Genomic DNA, 18,113 nt, shown 5'->3' on the forward strand with positions numbered 1-18,113 from the left:
CCATCACTTCGTTTTCGGTAAGAGAGGTAAAAGAAAATGGACGTTCGCGTCGACTACGGAATGTGCCAGGACCACGGGCAGTGCGCCATCGCCGCGCCCAAGGTCTTCCAGATGGACGATAACGGGAAGCTTGTGTACGACAAGCACCCCGACGACTCCCAGCGCGACGAGGTGGAAGAGGCCGCCGACGTCTGCCCCGTGCAAGCGATCTTCCTCGACGAGAGCTGAACCGATGCCGTCGCACGTTGTCATCGTCGGTGGATCGATGGGCGGTCTCCGAGCGGCCGAACAGCTGATCGCGAACAAGTTCGATGGAGTCGTCACCATCGTCGGCGACGAGAAGCACATGCCGTACAACCGGCCGCCGCTGTCGAAGGACGTGCTCGCCGCCGAACGCGACGAGCAGAACTCCACGCTTGATCACTGGCATTCCTCGGTTGCCTTCCGGCAGCGCAAGAGTATCGCCGATGTTCGCTGGCGACTCGGATCCCCCGCCGTTTCCAGCGATCTGACGGCCAAGACCGTCACCCTCGCCGATGGTGAGGTGTTGCACTACGACGGGTTGGTCGTCGCCACCGGCCTGCGCCCCCGGCGTCTGGACCTGCCCGGCCCGCAGTCCGGGCGACATGTGATCCGCACCCTCGACGACGCCATCGGACTGCGCGCAGAGCTGCAGCCGGGAACCCGGGTGATCGTCGTCGGCGGCGGATTCATCGGCTGCGAGACCGCGGCGACCGCCCGCAAGCTCGGGTGTGAGGTGCACATCGTCGAGCCGATGGCCGTCCCGATGATCCGCCCCCTCGGAGAGGAGTTCGGCAATGCCCTGCGCCGAGTCCACGAAGCCTCCGGCGTGCATGTCCATACCGGGGTGTCGGTCGAAGAAGCGGTAGGCGGTGCCGATGATCCCAGCCGCCTGTCCGCGGTGATCCTGACCGACGGCACCCGACTCGGCGCCGACGTGCTGATCGAATCGGTCGGCTCGCACCCGAACGTCGAATGGCTCGACGGCAACGACCTCGATCTGAGCAACGGTGTCCTGTGCGACAACCACATGCGCGTCGAATCCTGCCCCGGCGTCGTCGCCGTCGGCGATATCGCCCGGTTCCCCGATCCCGCGACCGGGAACATCCCCCGGCGCATCGAACACTGGTGCATTCCCACCGATACCGCCAAACGCGCCGCAGCCACGCTCATCGCACAGTTGAGCGACGAGCCCTGCCCGGACATCCCCTTCTCGCCGCTGCCCTCGTTCTGGAGTGACCAGTTCGGGCTGCGGCTGCAGGGCTACGGCTCACCCGGCGACGCCGACCAAGTTTCGGTGCTCGAGGGGGACCTGGCGGCGCCGGTCGATCAGGATCCGTCCGCCCTGGACGGCACCGTGGTCGGCTACTACCAGGGGAGCCGGCTGGTCGGAGTAGTCATGCTCTCACCCTCGCCGGTCACCGCCCGCAAGTACCGCGAGGCCGTCGAAATCTCCCGCGCCGCCGTCCTCACATCCTGACCCCGCGACCTACCCACACCACAAGGAGACATCCGATGACCTCATTGGATCAGCACCGAGAACTCAATTCGTCGGATGCCCGGATCACAGACATCGAGAAGCAGATCGCCTCTGCCGGTGTCGAATACATCTACTACCAGGTCGTGACCCTCACCGGCCGTACCGTCGCCAAGGTGGTCCCCGCCCGGCACCTGCGCCGCAACCTGGTCAAGGGCGTGCAATTTCACCGCACGGCCATGGTCGATCTGCACACCGACCGCACCGGGCAGCTGCTCGGTGGCGGCGTCGACGCGCCCGAGTTCACCGCCATCCCCGATCTGGACACCTTCGCGGTGCTGCCCTGGGACACCACCGTCGCACGGTTCTTCTGCACCACCTACGAACCCGACCACATTCCCGAGGTCGGCGGCGACTACCTCGCCACCGACACCCGCAGCACCCTCATCCGCGCGCACAACCAGTTCACCGCCGACACCGGGCTGGTCCTCAAGAGCGGCTGCGAACCGGAAATGACCTGGCTCGGTGAGAGCATGGAGGTCAAGGTCCGTCCGGGTGGCAGCGCCGCCTATCAGACCGCGAACCTCGAACTGATGCGCCCGATCTACCAGAGCATCATGACCTACGCCCACGCCCTCGGGTTCGACATGATCGAGGGAGACTACGAAGATCCCGGGCAGCTCGAGCTGAACTGGCAATTCGACCGGTGCACCGACACCGCCGACCGCCTGATCACCTACCGGCAGATCTGCCATCAGGTCGCCAAGGAACACGGGGTGATCGCCAGCTTCATGCCCAAGCCTGCGACCGGCTCCATGGGTAACGGCTGCCACCACAACGTCAGCCTCTGGAACGGGGACGAGAACGTCCTCGAGGAGCCGGGTCGACGCGAACTTCACCTGAGCAAGATCGGCCAGCACGCCCTCGGCGGCATGCTCGCCCACGCCTCGGGGTCGATCGCGATCATGGCCTCTACCGTCAACTCTTACAAGCGATTCTGGGACGGTGGCCAGTTCGCACCCACCGCCGTCAACTGGGGCATGGACAACAAGACCTGCACCGTCCGGCTCTCCGCCGTCGGCCGGCTCGAGTACAAGATCCCCGACGCCAGCGTCAACCCCTACCTCTCGCACACCGTGTTGCTCGCCGCGATCAAGGACGGCATCGACAACGCCATCGATCCGGGAGACCCTCAGGTCGGCAGCAGCTACGGCGACGACACCTACGAAACGTTGCCGCTGACCCTCGGGGACGCGGTGAAGGCCTTCAACGGCAACAACGTCATCCGAGGCAGCCTCGCCCCCGAACTGGCCGACCAGTATTCGGCCGTGAAGTTCGACGAATGGGCCCGCGCCTGCGGTGCCGTGACCGATTTCGACCGCGACATGTACCTGGAGTTCCTGTGAGCAACGAACTGAGACTGATCTGCGTCGACCTGCCCGCACCCCCGCTGTTCGACAAGGCCGCCCCCGACGGCACCCGCACCGGTTACGAACCCTCCGCCGCCGAACTGGTCGCCGGAGTGCTCGGTAAGACGGTGCGCTGGGTCGTCACCTCCTGGAGCGACATGGTGCCCGCCCTGCAGGAGGGCCGCGGTGACGGCATCTGGTGCGGCCAGGGCATCACCCCGACCCGGGCGAAACTGGTCGACTTCACCCGTCCCTATGCCATCTTCGACGAATCGGTGCTCGTGCTCGCCGACAGCGGCATCGGGTCCGAACGGGGTCTGGCCGGAAAGCGGGTGGGGGCCATCGCCGGCAGCACCAACCTCGCCCTCGCCGAAACGTTCACCGGCGTGACCACCGTGCCCTTCGACGGTGCCACCGACGACGTGCTCGGCGACATGGTGCAGGCCCTGCGCAACGGCGACGTCGACGCGGTCGTGGACGACGACGTCGCCCTCGTGCCGCTGGGCGAACAGGTTGATTTGTCGGTGGCCTTCACCGTGGCCACCCGCAACCGGTGGGGCGTCTCGGTCGCCAAGGGCAACGACGCCCTCCGCACCGACCTCGACGCCGCCCTGAACAAGGTCATCGCCGACGGCTCCCTCGCAGCTGTGTGGGCACGGTGGATGCCCACGCTGCCCTTCCCGCTCACCGCCGATGAGTGAGATCGACCAGGCCCGGCCGCTGATCGCCGTCCCCGGCATCAGGTCTGCCTCCATTGCCGGTCTGCGACGCTCCGGAACGGTCGCCGCCGACAAGATCCTCGAGGCGATCTTCCGGGCCGGGGGTGATCCGGTCATCGTGCCCCCGGGGCCGGGTATCAGCCATCGACTGGCACCGTTCGACGGTGTCGTCCTGCCCGGCGGCGCCGACCTCGACCCCGCCACCTACGGCGCCGAGCGTGACCCCCGCACGGAGGCATCGGATGTGGTGCAGGACGAGTTCGACCTCGCGACCGCGCGAGAGGTAATCGAGCTGGGCCTGCCGTTCCTCGCGATCTGCCGCGGCATGCAAGTGGTCAACGTGGCGCTCGGCGGCACCCTGGTCCAGCACCTGCCAGACAGCCACATCCGGCATCGCGAATGTATGCATCAGGTCTGGATGGAATCGGGCTCGGTGGTCGCGCAGGCGATGGGCGGCCGTGTGTTCGAGGTTTCCTCCTACCACCACCAGGCCGTCGACCGGCTCGGCGCCGGGCTGCAGGTCGTGGGCCGCGCCGACGACGGCTGCATCGAGGTACTCGAGCACGAAAGTGCCCCCATGCTCGGCGTGCAGTGGCACCCCGAAGACAACGCCGACACCGCACCGCACCAACAAGCACTGTTCGACGCCACGGTCGAGCGGGCTCGCCTGACCCGGGCACGACGTGACGAGCTCGGCCGCGCCCTCGTCCGAACGAAGGAGAACCAACCATGACCGCCACCGTGCCCACCGAGGTGGATCGCCTGCTCGAGACGGCCCGGAACCTGACCCTGCGTACCGATGTCTTCATCGACGGCACCTTTGTGCCCGCCCTCGCCGGCCGACGCTTCGACTGCATCTCACCCCGCGACGGCCAGGTCCTGACCACCATCGCCGAAGGCGACCGTGAAGACATCGACCGTGCCGTCCGATCCGCGCGCCGCGCCTTCGAAGACGGCCGCTGGGCCAAGCAACATCCCCGCGACCGCCGCCGGGTGCTGGCGGCCCTCGCGCGGCTGATCGAGCAGCACGCCGACGAACTCGCCCTGCTCGAGTCCCTGGACATGGGCAAGCCGGTCGCCGACGCCCGCGCCGTCGACATCCGGGTCACGGTGCAGTGCTTCGACTTCTACGCCGAGGCCATCGACAAGCGCTACGACGAGGTCGCCCCGACCGACAGCACCACCTTCGCGACCATCACCCGCGAGCCCTACGGTGTCGTCGCCGCGATCGTGCCGTGGAACTTCCCGCTCATGCTCGCGGCCTGGAAACTCGCCCCCGCCCTCGCGGTCGGTAACAGCGTGGTGCTCAAACCGGCCGAAGCGTCGTCGCTGACCGCGATCAGGCTCGCCGAACTCGCCGCCGAGGCCGGCCTGCCCGACGGTGTCCTCAACGTCGTCCCCGGTTTCGGTGCCACCGCCGGGGCCGCGCTCGGTCTTCATCCCGACATCGATACAATCACCTTCACCGGCTCCGGCCCGGTCGGGCGGACCCTGCTGCGCGCGTCCGCCGACTCGAACCTGAAGGAGGTCTCCCTCGAACTCGGCGGGAAGAGCGCCCAACTGGTCCTCGAGGACGCCACCGGACTCGACAACATCGCGGCGTCCGTTGCGAGTGGGATCTTCTTCAACCAGGGGGAAGTCTGCTCGGCCGGTTCTCGGCTCGTCGTTCATCGATCCCGCAAGGACGAACTCATCGAGCACCTGCTCCGGGCCACCACCAAGATGACGGTCGGTGATCCCCTGGACCCGCAGACCTCCGTCGGCGCACTGGTCGAAGAGAAGCACCTGCACCGCGTCCTCGGATACATTGCAACAGCCACCGACGAGGGCGCGACCACCCTCACCGGTGGGGCACAGGCGAGGATCGACTCCGGCGGGTACTACGTCCAGCCCACCATCTTCGACAACGTCACCCCGGAAATGGCGATTGCAAACGAGGAAGTGTTCGGCCCGGTGCTGTCGGTCCTCACGTTCGACGACCTCGACGAGGGTGTGCGGATCGCGAACAGCACGGAGTATGGTCTCGCCGCGGCAGTGTGGACCGACAGTCTGTCGAACGCACACCTCGTCTCGCGTGCGCTGCGCGCAGGAACGGTGTGGGTCAACAACTACGACGGCAGCGACCTCACCGTCCCGTTCGGGGGATACAAGCAGTCCGGGTTCGGTGCCCACGACAAATCACTCCACGCGCTCGACAAGTACACCACGCTCAAGAGCACCTGGATGAAGTTGTAGAACCGAGCTCGGGCCGGGGATGCACGCCGCCACCGTCGCCGGCGTGCATCCCCTACCAAACCCTCCCCACCGACATCCCCAGCACCATGCCGGCCGCGCCAGGCCAGTTTGTGAAGTGGTGAAATGCACGGACACGCTCTAACCGTACGGAATTCGCGTGACCAACATCATTGCGATCGGCACGAGCTCCGAATTGCTCCGATACCTGCACCAGGCATTAGGCCACCATGGCCACACTCTGGCGACATCCGTACGGGAGACCACGCTATCCGGGCGGTGACCTCCCTGCGTCCCGATGTCATCCTGCTTCACTGGACCTCCACCGACCGAATCACATGGGCCAGCTCGAACAGCTGCGAGCTTGGACGCCGGCGCCGGTCGTTGTGCTCTCCGACAACGACGAGGTCAGCGCCATAGTCGACGCGTTCGATCACGGCGCCTACGACTACAGGACCGAGCCGTGCGCAATCAGCGAACTCGCAGCCCGCCTGCACGCTGTGCACCGCCGTCGCCCACCCCGCCCACCGGTCGACCCCGTCATCGACGCCGGCTTGTTCTCGGTCGACATCGGCGCCAGACCGTGAACAGAGACGGACAGCACGTGCACCGACACCCGAACCACCTTGTGACCCAGGCCCCCAAGGGTTACCGATTCGTCCCCTGCCACACGCCCGAGCGACGTCAGCGTCCTTCCTCCCCCATGGTTCGAAGGAGTTCGCGCGCCTGGACGGCGACCCACAGTTCGGCCCGGACATAGGCTGAGTCGAGCTCCCGCCCGGTCAGTTCGGCGATCTTGACGAGCCGATTACGCAAGGTGTGGCGATGAACGCCGAGCGCCGCCGCCGCCGTCTCCGTGTGGCCGTTGTGCTCGAGGAACGCGGTGAGGGTGGACACCAAACTGCTCGACGCCGGGTGTGCGGCATCGTAGGTGTCCACAGCGGCGAGCATGGACTGTTCCAAAGCGCGCAGTTCGGCGGGGCTCTGGCTGCCGAGGAGCAAGGAGAAGGTGCCGAGTTCGGCGAAGTCCGTGATCCGATCGGTCTGCAGACGCCCGGCACGGGCCGCGGCGGTCGCCTGCCGCACGCTCAACGCGGCGGTGAAGATCGGCGTGGGCAGACCCCGACCACCTCCCAGTGGGCGTTCCAGCTGAGCACCTACCTGTTGCTGTAGGTGCAGCGCCACCTCGGGGGAGCGTTCATTCGGGACGATGACGATCAAATCGTTCTCGGTCGGCACCATCAGGTACGGCGTGGACTGCCCGGTCAGCGCCGCGACTACTTGCCGTTCGGCAGAGAGCAGCGGGCCGACGTTGGTCAGTACGAGCGCGACCACCTGCGAGTCTGTGTCGAACCCGAAGTATCGGAGCAAGCTGACATCGAGGTTGCCGCCGAGATCGAGCAGAGCTCGGGTCACCACCGCCCGCAGTCGCTGTTCGGCATCGACGACCTTGGCGGGCTTGCCCAATTCGATCGATACCAAGGACACCGCATGGGCGACGAGCAGTCGGTCGGACGCAGACAGGAGGTCGTCGGAGCTGACAGCGAGGTAGCCGTGGAGATCCTGTGCCGCCGAGACAGTCTGCACTGTGCAGTATCCGTGATCGTCGGCGACGACCTTGCTCGTCGGACGCCTCCGGCCCGACGCCGACCGCGCCGTACTGGCCACCTCCCGGGCGTGACGGATTACCCGCGCCGAATCCGCACCGTGCACGGCCAGGACCTGACTGTCGGAGTCGATGACGGCAACGGTCGAGGACAGGACCCGACCGAGCATCGAGATGACCGCGGGTATGCCACCGCGCAGCGTCGCGCGGGCGAGCTTCTCCTGGTGGTCGACCACCCGTTGAACGCCGCGAAGCTGATCGGCGGTCAACTCGTCGATCACCGCCCGGGTGATGGCGATGAACGGTGTCGAGGCCGGTACCGCGAGGATTGGCAGGCCGAAGGCGTCGCCGGCGGTCAGGACGCCATCGGGTACCCGCGCGAAGGTCGTGCCGGTGTCGAATGCCAGGGCGACGGTACCGGCTTGCACGAGTCGGGCCACGTAGTCGAACTGCTCCTCCGCTGTGGGGCCGATCTTCAGGCCGGTCGTCATGACCAGCTCCCCACCGGAAATCCACGGCGTCGGATCGGCTAGTTCGATGGGATGTGCCCAATCGATCACACGATCGGCACCCTCGCGACCTGCCACGAGTGACAACCCCAGGTCGCTGTGTTGGGTCAGTCGACGCACTGTGAGCGCCACGGTGTCACTCTCTCCTCCGGTACCCGTCGAGCACGGCCAGGCAACTACTCGTCACGCAGATTCTAGGGGCTGATCTGCTACCGAATGGCCCGTCGGGCGTGGGGCCAACCGGCACCGTGTAGGTGTGGGCAGGTAGTCCACCTCACATTAAAACATTGACAACATAGTTTAATTATATGTAACTTTCCTCAGACGGCGGAGCGCGTGATCCACGCGGCCAACCGGTTCGTCCCGCATCGGTCCCGACAGGCACCCATGCGAAGAATTCCACCTCATTGATATGCCAAGCAGAGGGAGAACCATGCCAGCCCAACCGAATCAGTCGGTCATTATCGGCGGAGCGCGGACACCGGTCGGCCGGTTCATGGGCTCGCTCCAAGATTTCAGCGGCGCCGACCTAGGAGCGCTAGCCATCAAAGCGGCGCTCGTCCGCGGCAGCGTGGCCGCTGCGGACGTCGATTACGTCGTCATGGGGCAAGTTCTCACCGCCAGGGCCGGTCAGATACCGGCTCGCCAGGCTGCGACCGCCGCCGGCCTTCCGATGTCGGTGCCTGCCGTCAACGTCAACAAGGTGTGTCTGTCCGGAATCAATTCGATCGCGATGGCAGACATGCTCATTCGTGCGGGGATCTTCGACGTCGTCGTGGCCGGGGGACAGGAATCGATGACCAACGCGCCGCATCTGCTCCCGAAGAGCCGGACCGGTCACAAGTACGGCGCCGCACGGCTGCTCGACCATCTCGAGTGGGACGGCCTCTGGGACAGCCTCACCGACCAGCCGATGGGAGCCTTGACCGAAACGCGCAATCAAGCGCTCGACCAGATCTCCCGGCATGAGCAGGATAGCTTCGCCGCAGATTCCCACACCAAGGCCGCTCGCGCGGCCAAGGACGGTGTCTTCGATGACGAAATCGTGCCGGTCACCATCACCCGGAAAGACCAGACGTACGAGGTGACCCAGGACGAGGGAGTGAGGGCCGAGGCCAGTGTCGACTCGCTCGGCGCGCTCCGGCCGGACCGGACTCGACCCTGCAGTCCCAACCGGCGGAGGCCATCAAGGCCGCCTGCTCGGCCGCCCGTCTCACGTCGGCCGACCTGGACCTGGTCGAAATCAACGAGGCGTTCGCCGCCGTCGGTATTGCCTCCACGCGGGAACTGGGCCTCGATCCCACCGTGGTAAACGTTAACGGTGGTGCGATCGCCATCGGTCACCCGCTGGGGATGTCCGGCGCTCGCATCGTCTTGCATCTCGCGCTCGAGCTTTCGCGCCGCGGCGGGCGGTTCGGCGCGGCGGCCCTGTGTGGCGGCGGCGGCCAAGGGCAGGCAATCGTGCTGCGCTCTCCGCACGAGTAGCGAAGGAGTAAATGATATGGAGGTCGACACCAGAGTCGACGACGCCGCGATGATCGACTTCGTCCGGTCGTGGCATCTGTACGGAGGCGGTAGCGATGAGGAGATCTTCATCGTGTTCGGCCTCAAGGCACATGCCTTCTTCCAGCGTGTCCTCATGCTGCTGACGGCTGGAAGAACAGAGGAGCTCTCGCCTGCCACGGTCGAAGCCATGCGGAAAGTGTGCCGCGCCCGGCTGTGGCTCGACCGTGGCGGTACCCGCCAAATCTGACCCAATTCATCGAACACGGTTCGGGCGAAACACAATCCGAGTGGGCAGCTCCGAAACATTCGCGCGCGCACCGATGTCGAGCATCCAGTCCGACTCGCTAGTCGTGTTCCGCCCCGGCCGCGGCAGTCCTGGGGGAGCCGCCGCCTACAGGGGAGCCGGTGGGCGCGCGTGCAGTATTCGCTTCATGCCAGCGGCGGCCACAGGACATCGCTCTGTTTTGAGGATTGCAGGATCAGGGCGGTTTCGACGGACGTCGCCTTCGCGAGGATCGCCGACGTGGAGAACCATTCGTACAGGGCGGCCTGGTTTGCCACCCGTAGCTCGATGAAGATCTGGTTCTCACCGACGACGGCGGCCGGCGGCCGCAATTCGGTTCGGTTTCAGCGCCCGATCGACGTGACATCTGAGGCCTCATAGCAGTTGACCCCACCGTGCCCGTCCGAATGCCCTTTGCAGTCAAATGCGCAGTGGACGGGTCCTCGGTCCACACCGACGCCGCGGACCCGAACGGAATTCCATTGGTAATGGTGACGGCCTCTTCCACGGTGTCGAACGGAAGGAACACCAGGACAGGACCGAAGATCTCCGGCTGCGCCGCACCGCGTCCGGGGACACCCCCGTCGAGAACGGGGGGTCCCATGTGGTCGCCGCCGGTCTCGACCAATGCGCGCGAGCCGCCAGCGACCGCAACCGCGCCCTGGGCGACCGCGGCGTCAACGTATCCGAGTACCCGCTGCAGGTCATTCTCCTCAACCATCGCCCCCAATGTCGTTGCAGAATCGAGCGGATCGGCGTGCGTGAGGGCTTTCGCTCGGCGCACCACCGCTTCCAAGTTCGTCTCGGCGGGAGCGGTGCACTATCAGGCGTGAGCGGCCGGAGCAGATCTGTCCCTGGTTGAAGAAAAGCCCGGATGCGATCGCATCCACATCTGCTCAACATCGAGCGCATCGCTCATCACGATCTGGGGACTCTCGCCCCGAGCTCAAGTGAGACCCGATTGCTGTTGCTGTCGGCGGAATAACGCAGGAAGTGCCGTCCCGCCGGTCCCGAGCCCGTGTGAAGGACACGGCGTCGATATCCCCATGAAGACCGAGTGCGGCACCGGCTGCCGCCGAATCCGGCCACGATGTTCAGCACTCCATTGGGAAGACCGGCCTCGCTGGCGAGCCCGGTGAACTGGAGTGCAGTCAGATGACTGCTCGACGCGTTTGACGACGAACTGTCTTCAACCGCCAGTGCCGAATTGAGCTTCCATGCGGTTCAGTGGGAAGTTTCACGGCACGACGGCACCGACCACACCGAGTGGGTCCCGGGTAGTCGTTGCCAGCGTGCGGTGGTCGCTCGGAGCGACTTCGTCATAGCGCTTATCGATTGCCTCAACATAGAAACCAAAAGCCTGGACGACCACGCGCATATCCACGTCGATCGCGTCAGTCACGGGTTTGCCCAAGTCCCTCGAGCCCCAGCGACCTCCTCTCGATGTTCCTTCACGAGCCGAGCCAGACACCGCAGATTGCGTACCGAATGCCACGAGGAGGTAGTCGAGTCGAAGATAAGCTGCACGCGACCGCCTACGGTCTCGACGGCGTCGTTGAGGCGATCAAACACGGAAGCCCGATGGATTGTGAGTGCGCAGCGGCACCCGGAGGACACAGACAGCTCCGTCGACGACCCGGAAAGAGAGTCCGGCGCCGTCGTCAATCGTTCATGCGAACCCGCCCAACATGGGCCTCGGCACGGGCGTGACATCCGCCCAGGTAATCAGCACGTCGGTCGACCTGGAGTGAGCCGGGCACACGAAGCTGTGTGACCGGCTCCGCTGTATCACCCGCAAGCGCAAGTCGTCGCCTCCACCGCACCACGACATGAACACGCCCAGCGTCCGAGAAGACCTTGGATACTATCCGAAACCGAACCAGGGCACTTCAGACGCCGCACTCGGCGACAGGGTGATCGCCTACTCCGCCGACAGTGGTGGTCCATCGCCTACCACCGAGCAGCCCAATCGCATTGGTCAGTTCGGAACAGGTGCTCCCGTCGGTGCGGTCACGACACGCGGATTCGGCAGCGCGGACCGGTCGACAGCGAGACCTTCTTTGTAGATCGCCGCGATATCGCTTAGATTCTCGCTGTCGACAAGTGGATCCGCATTCAGAAGCACGAGGTCGGCGACCTTACCGACCTCGACTGTACCGATCGTGTCGAGCTTGTTGTAGGCGTCGGCGACGTTGTGGGTGAGAGCCTGAATGGCTCCCATGGCGCTCAGCCCCCTTGTACGCAAGGCTTTGACCCAAGTGAAGTGGTCGACCCCCAGCGTCCAAGGCCTGTCCTCGTGCAGCTCTTCACCCAGATCCTGCATCACGTCGTGAGATGTACAGCCGGCGTCGGTAGCAACCATTACGTTGGCTCCTGCGTCGATGAAGTTTCGCTCGTTCTTCTGATGTTCGGGACTGTTCATCGCTCCAAAGAAGTTGCCGTGAGCAAGAAGCCGGCCGGAGTAGTCATCGGTGAGGGGCTGGATTCCCACACCGATCCTCTTTTCCGCGATTCGCCGCACCAATTCGTCCGGTATCACCTGGTTGTATGTCCAGGTTGGATGGATCATGACGTCGACATCGACATCGGTCGCCAACTCAAGGGCGGGGACAGCTAGGGTGTGCGAAAGGAAGGGCAGACCGGCAGCACGGGTGTCCTCCGCCATCATCCGGACCCACTTCTCGGGGAAGGTGTGGTAGGTTCTCAACGCCACGGGGTTGAGGTGCGCGGTGAGGTGGTCGCTGATGGCGACCTTGACCATGTCGACACCGGATTGAACGTAGTCCCGGAACCGTGCGCGGAACTCGCGTTCTTGCAGCAGTGTCAGGTCGGCGCCGACACCGGCGGCGAAGAGCTCGTCAATTCGATTTGCGAATGTCGGCGAGATTGACTGCCGTGCAGCGAAATTGAAATCAGGACTGAAGGGCCCACCCATGCCTACGATGTTCCCGGCCGCGAAGATCCGGGAACCGATCGTTGCACCTGCGTTGATCCGATCCCGGGCTTCGAGCACCGGATTACGAGCGTCCCAGGTGTCGAACACAGTCGTCACACCGTTGCGGAGGGTCAGTTGAGCCCCCTCCTCGATGACCTTCACGAACGACCCCTCATATCGGGAAAGGTACTCCACACCGCCTATGCCCATCATCATGATGCCGTCGAGGAGGTGGATGTTTCCGTTAATGTAGCCAGGGAGCAACCATTTGCCGGCGGCATCAATGACTTGCGGTCCCGCGCTGGTGTCGTACTGCGACGATGGGACGATGCGGGTAATCGAGCCGTCCTCGACGACAACGGTCGTGTTCTCGGCCGGAGTACCTCCACGTCCATCGATCAGCGTGACTCCTGACAGTGCAAAGTTGGACATACTGTGACTTCCTCTCTCATCTGTGCGACAGAGATCCTGGCGCACAACTCAATGTGGCGACGCCGGTGTGAACACCTCAATCTGCCCCGGTGCCGATGCGTTTCCTACCGACTGCTTCGATATGCGGTTCTGTAAATCCTCCCCGGTGACTGAAGTCAGGCACCCAACTCGACCGGTTCAACAACGTTGGTACATAACAGGCATCCAGCCATCGTCCGCCTCGACTCCGTTCGCTGTGCTCGGGCGATCGCGAATCGATGGATCAGCTCCAAACACGCTTGCACGGCAGGCACCCGGTGAAGACTGTCCCCCAACGTCACGATGTCCTCGTCGGCCGCACTGCGTCCGCACCCACGTTGTACCTCAGATCTGAGAGTCGCTATCGCAATCCATTTGTTCGACCGCGGAAAGCTTCGGCGGATGGAACCGATGTTGTATCGGTCGAAACTCGCCGGGATGTCGATACCGCAGTTGTGGAAGTGCCTCTAGAGTCACGTAACCCGGAGGCGCGGAAAGTACATCGGGAATACGATTGACGAGCGTGGCGCATGTAGTCCAACTCGTCGGCACTTTCTCGTTGCGCAGGTTCAGCTCGGGTTCACCGAAAATCGTCCAGTCGTTATAATCCGCATTATCAGGGCCATAAACCATCCCAGTCATCTCGATCGTGAGCACGACACCCTCGTCGGTGGTCAGGGTGTCAATATCGGTGAAGCCAAGAACCGAGCCCTTGCGAACTACAGTATTCAAAGCCCTGCACTCGGTGTCGGCATCTGCGATCACAGGTTTCGTTTCGCAGCTGGCGTCGCGCGGATTTAGTCCAGCGACAACCGCAAGTTGCTCAAGGGCATTGCGCCCGAATGTTGGTGGACGGGAGGCACCGGCCAACCACTGCTCGAACTCTGCCATGCTGGACCCAACCTGTTGGTCTCGGGCGAGCTCAGCTCCGAAATCGTCTACGTTCCAACTTGCTTTACCGACGACGCGCTGGATCCGGTGCGCGGTTCCCATGAGTACCGACACCAGATTGACCCAGTACCCGTCCTGGTGGCCAGTGCCGGTGATCGTCACGCCGGCTTCACGTGCTGCCTTGTCCAATAGTTCGGTTTCATCAGGCGACGTCCGTCGCGAGAACATCAGCTCCTCAGAGAGCGTGATCACATTCGCTCCAGCAACAAGACATGCCATCGCCGGCTCGAACATGTCTTCCATGTACGAGGCAATTGTCATGACCACGAGATCCGGTCGCGTATCCGCGAGTACTAATTCGATGTCCTGTGCGACTGTGACGCCGAGCTGCTTTCCAAGGCATGCGACATCGCCGATGTCTCGGCCGATCTTTTGGGGACTACGAGCAACTGCTCCAACCAGTTCTGCCCCGCGTTCGTCGAGCATCCGCGCAACGAGCGATCCCATCGAACCCAAGCCGTACATGACGACCCGAGTCCGGGTTTGGGCCAGAATGGGTGCGGTGGATTCCAAAGAAGCCTGACCAATCATCGATTTCTACCTTCCGATTACGGGCTTATGTCAAGTGAACCGGCTATGTGACCGGGAAAATGCGCAACGGCCTCACTGGCGACCAGCGCGATCAGAAACTGCCCCACGTCGGCGATCAGCGGACTCCAGATCATCCGCGAACCAGCAGTTGCCAGCGCGTAGGTGAACAGCGCACATCTTCCGACCGGCGGGAACTAGGTGAGTCCGGGGACAAGTTTGCCGACAAGCTCTTTCGGTCTCCAACCTGAGCGCAGCAACCTGAGCATTGTCGTTCAAGGAGTTGCTTTCGCTCGACTGGCTGTCACCGGACGGCGAGGTCGGTAGTGAGGTCACTGACGTCTTCCTTAGGAAGTGGAGATACGGGTCAACGGACCCCTGGCCTAGCAACGTGGGGCTCGTCACACCCGTCAAACATATACGTTAATAGTTCATAGTTCAATGGCTGCGGGTTACGATTGTGTTATCGGCGCCGGTGCCAAGAGGAGACAGTGCAGTCGCGCGACCGGGAGTGAACTCCGACTCGCGCCGGGGACATTGGGATGACCCTCACAGACCGACCTGTGTTCTCGCTGCCGAACGCCGAAATCTCCACGGCGGATCGCCTACCACCTGCACATGTCCTGTCGAAAAACCATACACCCGGATATTGTCGACACATGCTGATCGGTTACGCGCGCGTCTCCAGCGCAGACCAGAACCCCGACCACCAGATCGATGCGCTGGTCCGCGCCGGGGTGGCCGCTCAGAACATTCACCTCGATCATGCGGGCGGAGCGAAAGCGTCACGGCCACAGCTCGATCTGGCGCTGGCGCGGCTACACGAGGGCGACGCCCTGGTGATCACCCGACTCGACCGGCTCGGACGGTCGGTGCTACACCTGATCACCCTCGGCGCCGAACTGCGTGAGCGCGGCATCGGCCTGAAGGTGCTCGAACAGGGCATCGACACCGCCACCCCCGAGGGCCACGCCATGTTCGGCATGCTGCCGGTCCTGGCCGAGCTCCAGCACGAGCTGATCGCGGCCAACACCCGAGACGGGTTGGCAGCCGCCCGTGCCCGCGGCCGCAAGGGTGGCCGGCCCTCGAAGCTCAGCCCGGACCAGATCGAACTCGCTCAACGCCTCTACGACGCGGGCGAGCACACCGTCGCCCAGATCGCGGGCATGCTGAAGATGCCGCGCACCACCGTCTATGGGCATCTGAACACACGCCGGGTCGATAGCGCACCGGTCGTGCCGGAGAGCGCCGTGGTCGCCAATCCGTCCGTCCGCACGTCTCGGACGTGCCCTTCCTGCGGATATGAGCCGACCACTCGCGCCGAGGCAGCGCACCAACGTGCCGACCTCGCGGTGACGTGGCTCCACGCCGACTCAAATCGCCGGGGGAGGGTCATCAGCCGGCACCACTGTCGGCATTGTGAGCCCGGGCAACCGGCCTTCGCCATCGCCTGCAGCGTCTGCGGCGACGGACCCATCCTCGCCGGCGCGCTCGCCGAGCAAGCGAAGCGCGGCAACCTCACTGAGCCGGTGCGACGATGGCTCACGGCAGCGGAATGGATTGTCACACCGGATCTCTTATGTCCGGGCCACACATATGCCGGGGACTGACCGGGGGCAACCACGCTGGTCTAGATCGCTGCACACTGACCAAAATCATGGATAGTTCATGGTCGCTCGACAAAGCCTCAGCGGCGCGCGGTCGTGCAGTCGTTGGCAGTGCGTGGCACGTCGGCCACCGCCGACGGCCGTGCCGCACTAGCGCCGATCAATTTGCAACTAATCAAAGTTCATCGATCGGCCGGATGCAAGTTGCACGACAAGGGTCAAAGGTTGCCGCATGCATTGCTCCAAGCTCTTTCAGAAGTTCGTGAACCGCCAAAGGGGGCGCCATAGGTATTTCTGAATCCGTCTTCCTATCGTTGCAAATCGCTACTAAAACTTCGTAAGATGCGATCTGCATGCGGCGTCCCTACCGCCGCCACAGTCGAAGGAGTGGCATGTATAACCTCGCGAACCTTGTGGACGTCAGCGCCGACTTGGGCTCAACGAGACCCGCGTTCGTCGGACCGAACCTATCGATGACGTACCGTGAACTGGCCGAGCAGATCGGTGTGGCCCGCGCAGGCCTCCTTGATCTTGGGGTCGGCGGGGGTGATCGCGTGGCGGTGAGTCTGACCTACGCGCCTGACTTCGCGGTCGCCTTCTACGCCACGCTGGGGATCGGCGCCATCGCGGTTCCGATGAATCCAGCGCTTACCGCACGGGAGGCGGCACACTATTTGGACGATTCCGGGGCGAAGATTCTTGTTGGCCGCAGTGAGGCCGAGCGATGGGTCCAGGACAAGCCCGTCACGCTGGTGGACATCGACCAGTTGCGTCGGTCTCGGGATAGTGCTCCGAAAACGTCGGTCTCTATCGATGACACCGCGGTTCTTCTGTACACCTCGGGCACCACAGGGGTCCCCAAGGGCGCGGCGCTGACACATGCCAATCTCCTTTTTAACGCCACCGAGCTGGCCGACACGGCAATAGTCGGGCCCACGCAGACCGATGTCGTCGCGGGTGTGTTGCCCCTGTTTCACACGATGGGGATCACCGTGTTGAACGTGACCCTCAAGGCGGGGGCGTCCTGGTGGCCAATCGAGAAGTTCGAGGCCCGCCAGGTTGCCGAACTGATCGATTGCGGCCGAGTCACGATGCTGACGGCAGTACCGACACATCTGCAGATGTTGATGACCAGCTCCGACGGACTGAAGTTCGCCACACCAATGAAGCGACTGTCGACTGCCGGCGCCGGCCTCCCGCCCGCCGTGCGTAGATGGGCGGAAAACACCCTTGGCACCCCGGTCATCGAAGGTTACGGCCTGACCGAAGCATCTCCCGCAGTCGCATATGGCCGGGCCGACTCGCTTCGACCCGGCTCGGTGGGTCGCCCACTGCCGAGGGTCGAGGTCAAGGTGGTCGATGCAATGGGCGCCGAGGTCGCCTCCGACGAGCTCGGCGAGATCATCGTGCGGGGACCGAATGTGATGAAGGGATACTGGAACAATCCCACGGCAACCGATGCTGCGATCACCGATGGCTGGCTGGCAACCGGCGACATCGGACGCGTAGACGCGGACGGCTATTTGTACATCGTGGATCGGTTGAAGCAGGTCATCATTCGGGGCGGATTTAACGTCTACCCCGGCGAGGTCGAAGCCGTTCTACGGGAGCACCCAGCTGTGGCCGAGGCGGCAGTGGTGGGCGTGCCGGACGAGCGGGTGGGCGAAGAGATCACCGCATTCGTAGTGGGCACCGGCGCCCCGTTGTCTGAGGAGCAGCTTCGCGACTATGCGCGTGCAAATTTGGCCTCGTACAAGTCACCGCGGCGGTTCGTGTTGACCACCGATCTTCCCCGCACGCCGACCGGGAAGATCGCGCGGACTCAGTTGCCGGCCCTACTGACCGACGAGTAGGGGTCAGCGGTACGGATGCCGGACCGG

The 18,113-nt window shown here is 64.1% G+C and carries 16 protein-coding genes and 2 pseudogenes; 11 read left to right on the top strand and 7 right to left on the bottom strand.

From position 1 onward, the window contains the following. The first annotated feature begins 36 nt into the window (after positions 1-36). From L1080_RS30950 to L1080_RS30980, 7 genes are all read left to right on the top strand, one after another. Complete coding sequence (locus L1080_RS30950) at positions 37-228, top strand: ferredoxin (RefSeq protein WP_250769758.1); 192 nt, start codon at positions 37-39, stop codon at positions 226-228. 4 nt (positions 229-232) lie between these two features. Next, positions 233-1,501 carry an NAD(P)/FAD-dependent oxidoreductase gene (locus tag L1080_RS30955; RefSeq protein ID WP_250769755.1) on the top strand — a complete coding sequence of 423 codons (1,269 nt, stop codon included), beginning with the start codon at positions 233-235 and terminating at the stop codon, positions 1,499-1,501. Between the two features lie 35 nt (positions 1,502-1,536). Beyond that, entirely contained in the window at positions 1,537-2,904 is a 1,368-nt protein-coding gene (locus tag L1080_RS30960; RefSeq protein WP_250769752.1) for a glutamine synthetase family protein, read from the top strand. Then, positions 2,901-3,608, top strand: a complete 708-nt coding sequence (locus tag L1080_RS30965; protein WP_250769749.1) for an ABC transporter substrate-binding protein — start codon at positions 2,901-2,903, stop codon at positions 3,606-3,608. Before L1080_RS30960 ends, L1080_RS30965 begins: the two co-directional genes overlap by 4 nt. Next, a complete protein-coding gene (locus L1080_RS30970; protein WP_250769745.1) occupies positions 3,601-4,359 on the top strand; it encodes a gamma-glutamyl-gamma-aminobutyrate hydrolase family protein in 759 nt (252 codons plus the stop codon). The genes L1080_RS30965 and L1080_RS30970 overlap by 8 nt, the downstream gene beginning before the upstream one ends. After that, positions 4,356-5,861: an aldehyde dehydrogenase gene (locus tag L1080_RS30975; protein WP_250769741.1), complete on the top strand. Its 1,506-nt coding sequence runs from the start codon at positions 4,356-4,358 to the stop codon at positions 5,859-5,861. The genes L1080_RS30970 and L1080_RS30975 overlap by 4 nt, the downstream gene beginning before the upstream one ends. A 335-nt stretch (positions 5,862-6,196) precedes the next feature. After that, the gene (locus L1080_RS30980) at positions 6,197-6,445 is read left to right on the top strand and encodes a response regulator transcription factor KdpE (RefSeq protein WP_250769738.1); all 249 of its coding nucleotides are present in this window, start codon (positions 6,197-6,199) and stop codon (positions 6,443-6,445) included. 97 nt (positions 6,446-6,542) lie between these two features. On the opposite strand, the gene L1080_RS30985 is transcribed toward L1080_RS30980, so the two are convergent. Then, on the bottom strand, positions 6,543-8,105 hold the full coding sequence (locus L1080_RS30985) for a PucR family transcriptional regulator (RefSeq protein WP_250769735.1): 1,563 nt from the start codon (positions 8,103-8,105) through the stop codon (positions 6,543-6,545). Positions 8,106-8,406: 301 nt separating this feature from the next. Here L1080_RS30985 and L1080_RS30990 point away from each other — a divergent pair. Both L1080_RS30990 and L1080_RS30995 read left to right on the top strand, forming a co-directional pair. Beyond that, a pseudogene (locus L1080_RS30990) lies at positions 8,407-9,458 on the top strand (thiolase family protein). A 16-nt stretch (positions 9,459-9,474) separates the two neighbouring features. Continuing rightward, positions 9,475-9,726, top strand: coding sequence for a DUF3263 domain-containing protein (locus tag L1080_RS30995; RefSeq protein ID WP_250769732.1), 252 nt, complete (start codon positions 9,475-9,477; stop codon positions 9,724-9,726). A 182-nt stretch (positions 9,727-9,908) separates the two neighbouring features. Here the strand turns inward: L1080_RS30995 and L1080_RS31000 are convergent, their stop codons facing one another. From L1080_RS31000 to L1080_RS31025, 6 genes and pseudogenes are all read right to left on the bottom strand, one after another. Continuing rightward, the gene (locus L1080_RS31000; protein WP_250769686.1) at positions 9,909-10,094 is read right to left on the bottom strand and encodes a hypothetical protein; all 186 of its coding nucleotides are present in this window, start codon (positions 10,092-10,094) and stop codon (positions 9,909-9,911) included. A gap of 68 nt (positions 10,095-10,162) precedes the next feature. Continuing rightward, positions 10,163-10,652 (bottom strand): annotated as a pseudogene (locus L1080_RS31005) (aldehyde dehydrogenase family protein); the annotation flags it as partial. Positions 10,653-10,680: 28 nt separating this feature from the next. Beyond that, a complete protein-coding gene (locus tag L1080_RS31010; protein ID WP_374433517.1) occupies positions 10,681-10,962 on the bottom strand; it encodes an aldehyde dehydrogenase family protein in 282 nt (93 codons plus the stop codon). A gap of 37 nt (positions 10,963-10,999) precedes the next feature. Beyond that, positions 11,000-11,257: an aldehyde dehydrogenase family protein gene (locus L1080_RS31015; protein WP_459032080.1), complete on the bottom strand. Its 258-nt coding sequence runs from the start codon at positions 11,255-11,257 to the stop codon at positions 11,000-11,002. A 483-nt stretch (positions 11,258-11,740) separates the two neighbouring features. Then, positions 11,741-13,174 (bottom strand): amidohydrolase family protein, encoded by a 1,434-nt coding sequence (locus tag L1080_RS31020; RefSeq protein WP_250769682.1) that lies wholly within the window; start codon positions 13,172-13,174, stop codon positions 11,741-11,743. Positions 13,175-13,492: 318 nt separating this feature from the next. Continuing rightward, a complete protein-coding gene (locus L1080_RS31025; protein WP_250769680.1) occupies positions 13,493-14,629 on the bottom strand; it encodes an NAD(P)H-dependent amine dehydrogenase family protein in 1,137 nt (378 codons plus the stop codon). Between the two features lie 656 nt (positions 14,630-15,285). Here L1080_RS31025 and L1080_RS31030 point away from each other — a divergent pair. Both L1080_RS31030 and L1080_RS31035 read left to right on the top strand, forming a co-directional pair. Further along, a complete protein-coding gene (locus L1080_RS31030) occupies positions 15,286-16,236 on the top strand; it encodes a recombinase family protein (protein ID WP_250769669.1) in 951 nt (316 codons plus the stop codon). 389 nt (positions 16,237-16,625) lie between these two features. Further along, the gene (locus L1080_RS31035; RefSeq protein ID WP_284707754.1) at positions 16,626-18,086 is read left to right on the top strand and encodes an AMP-binding protein; all 1,461 of its coding nucleotides are present in this window, start codon (positions 16,626-16,628) and stop codon (positions 18,084-18,086) included. Positions 18,087-18,113 lie beyond the last annotated feature (27 nt).

Origin of the sequence: Rhodococcus sp. MSC1_016 (assembly GCF_023667485.2) — a bacterium.
Classification (GTDB): domain Bacteria; phylum Actinomycetota; class Actinomycetes; order Mycobacteriales; family Mycobacteriaceae; genus Rhodococcus_F; species Rhodococcus_F oxybenzonivorans.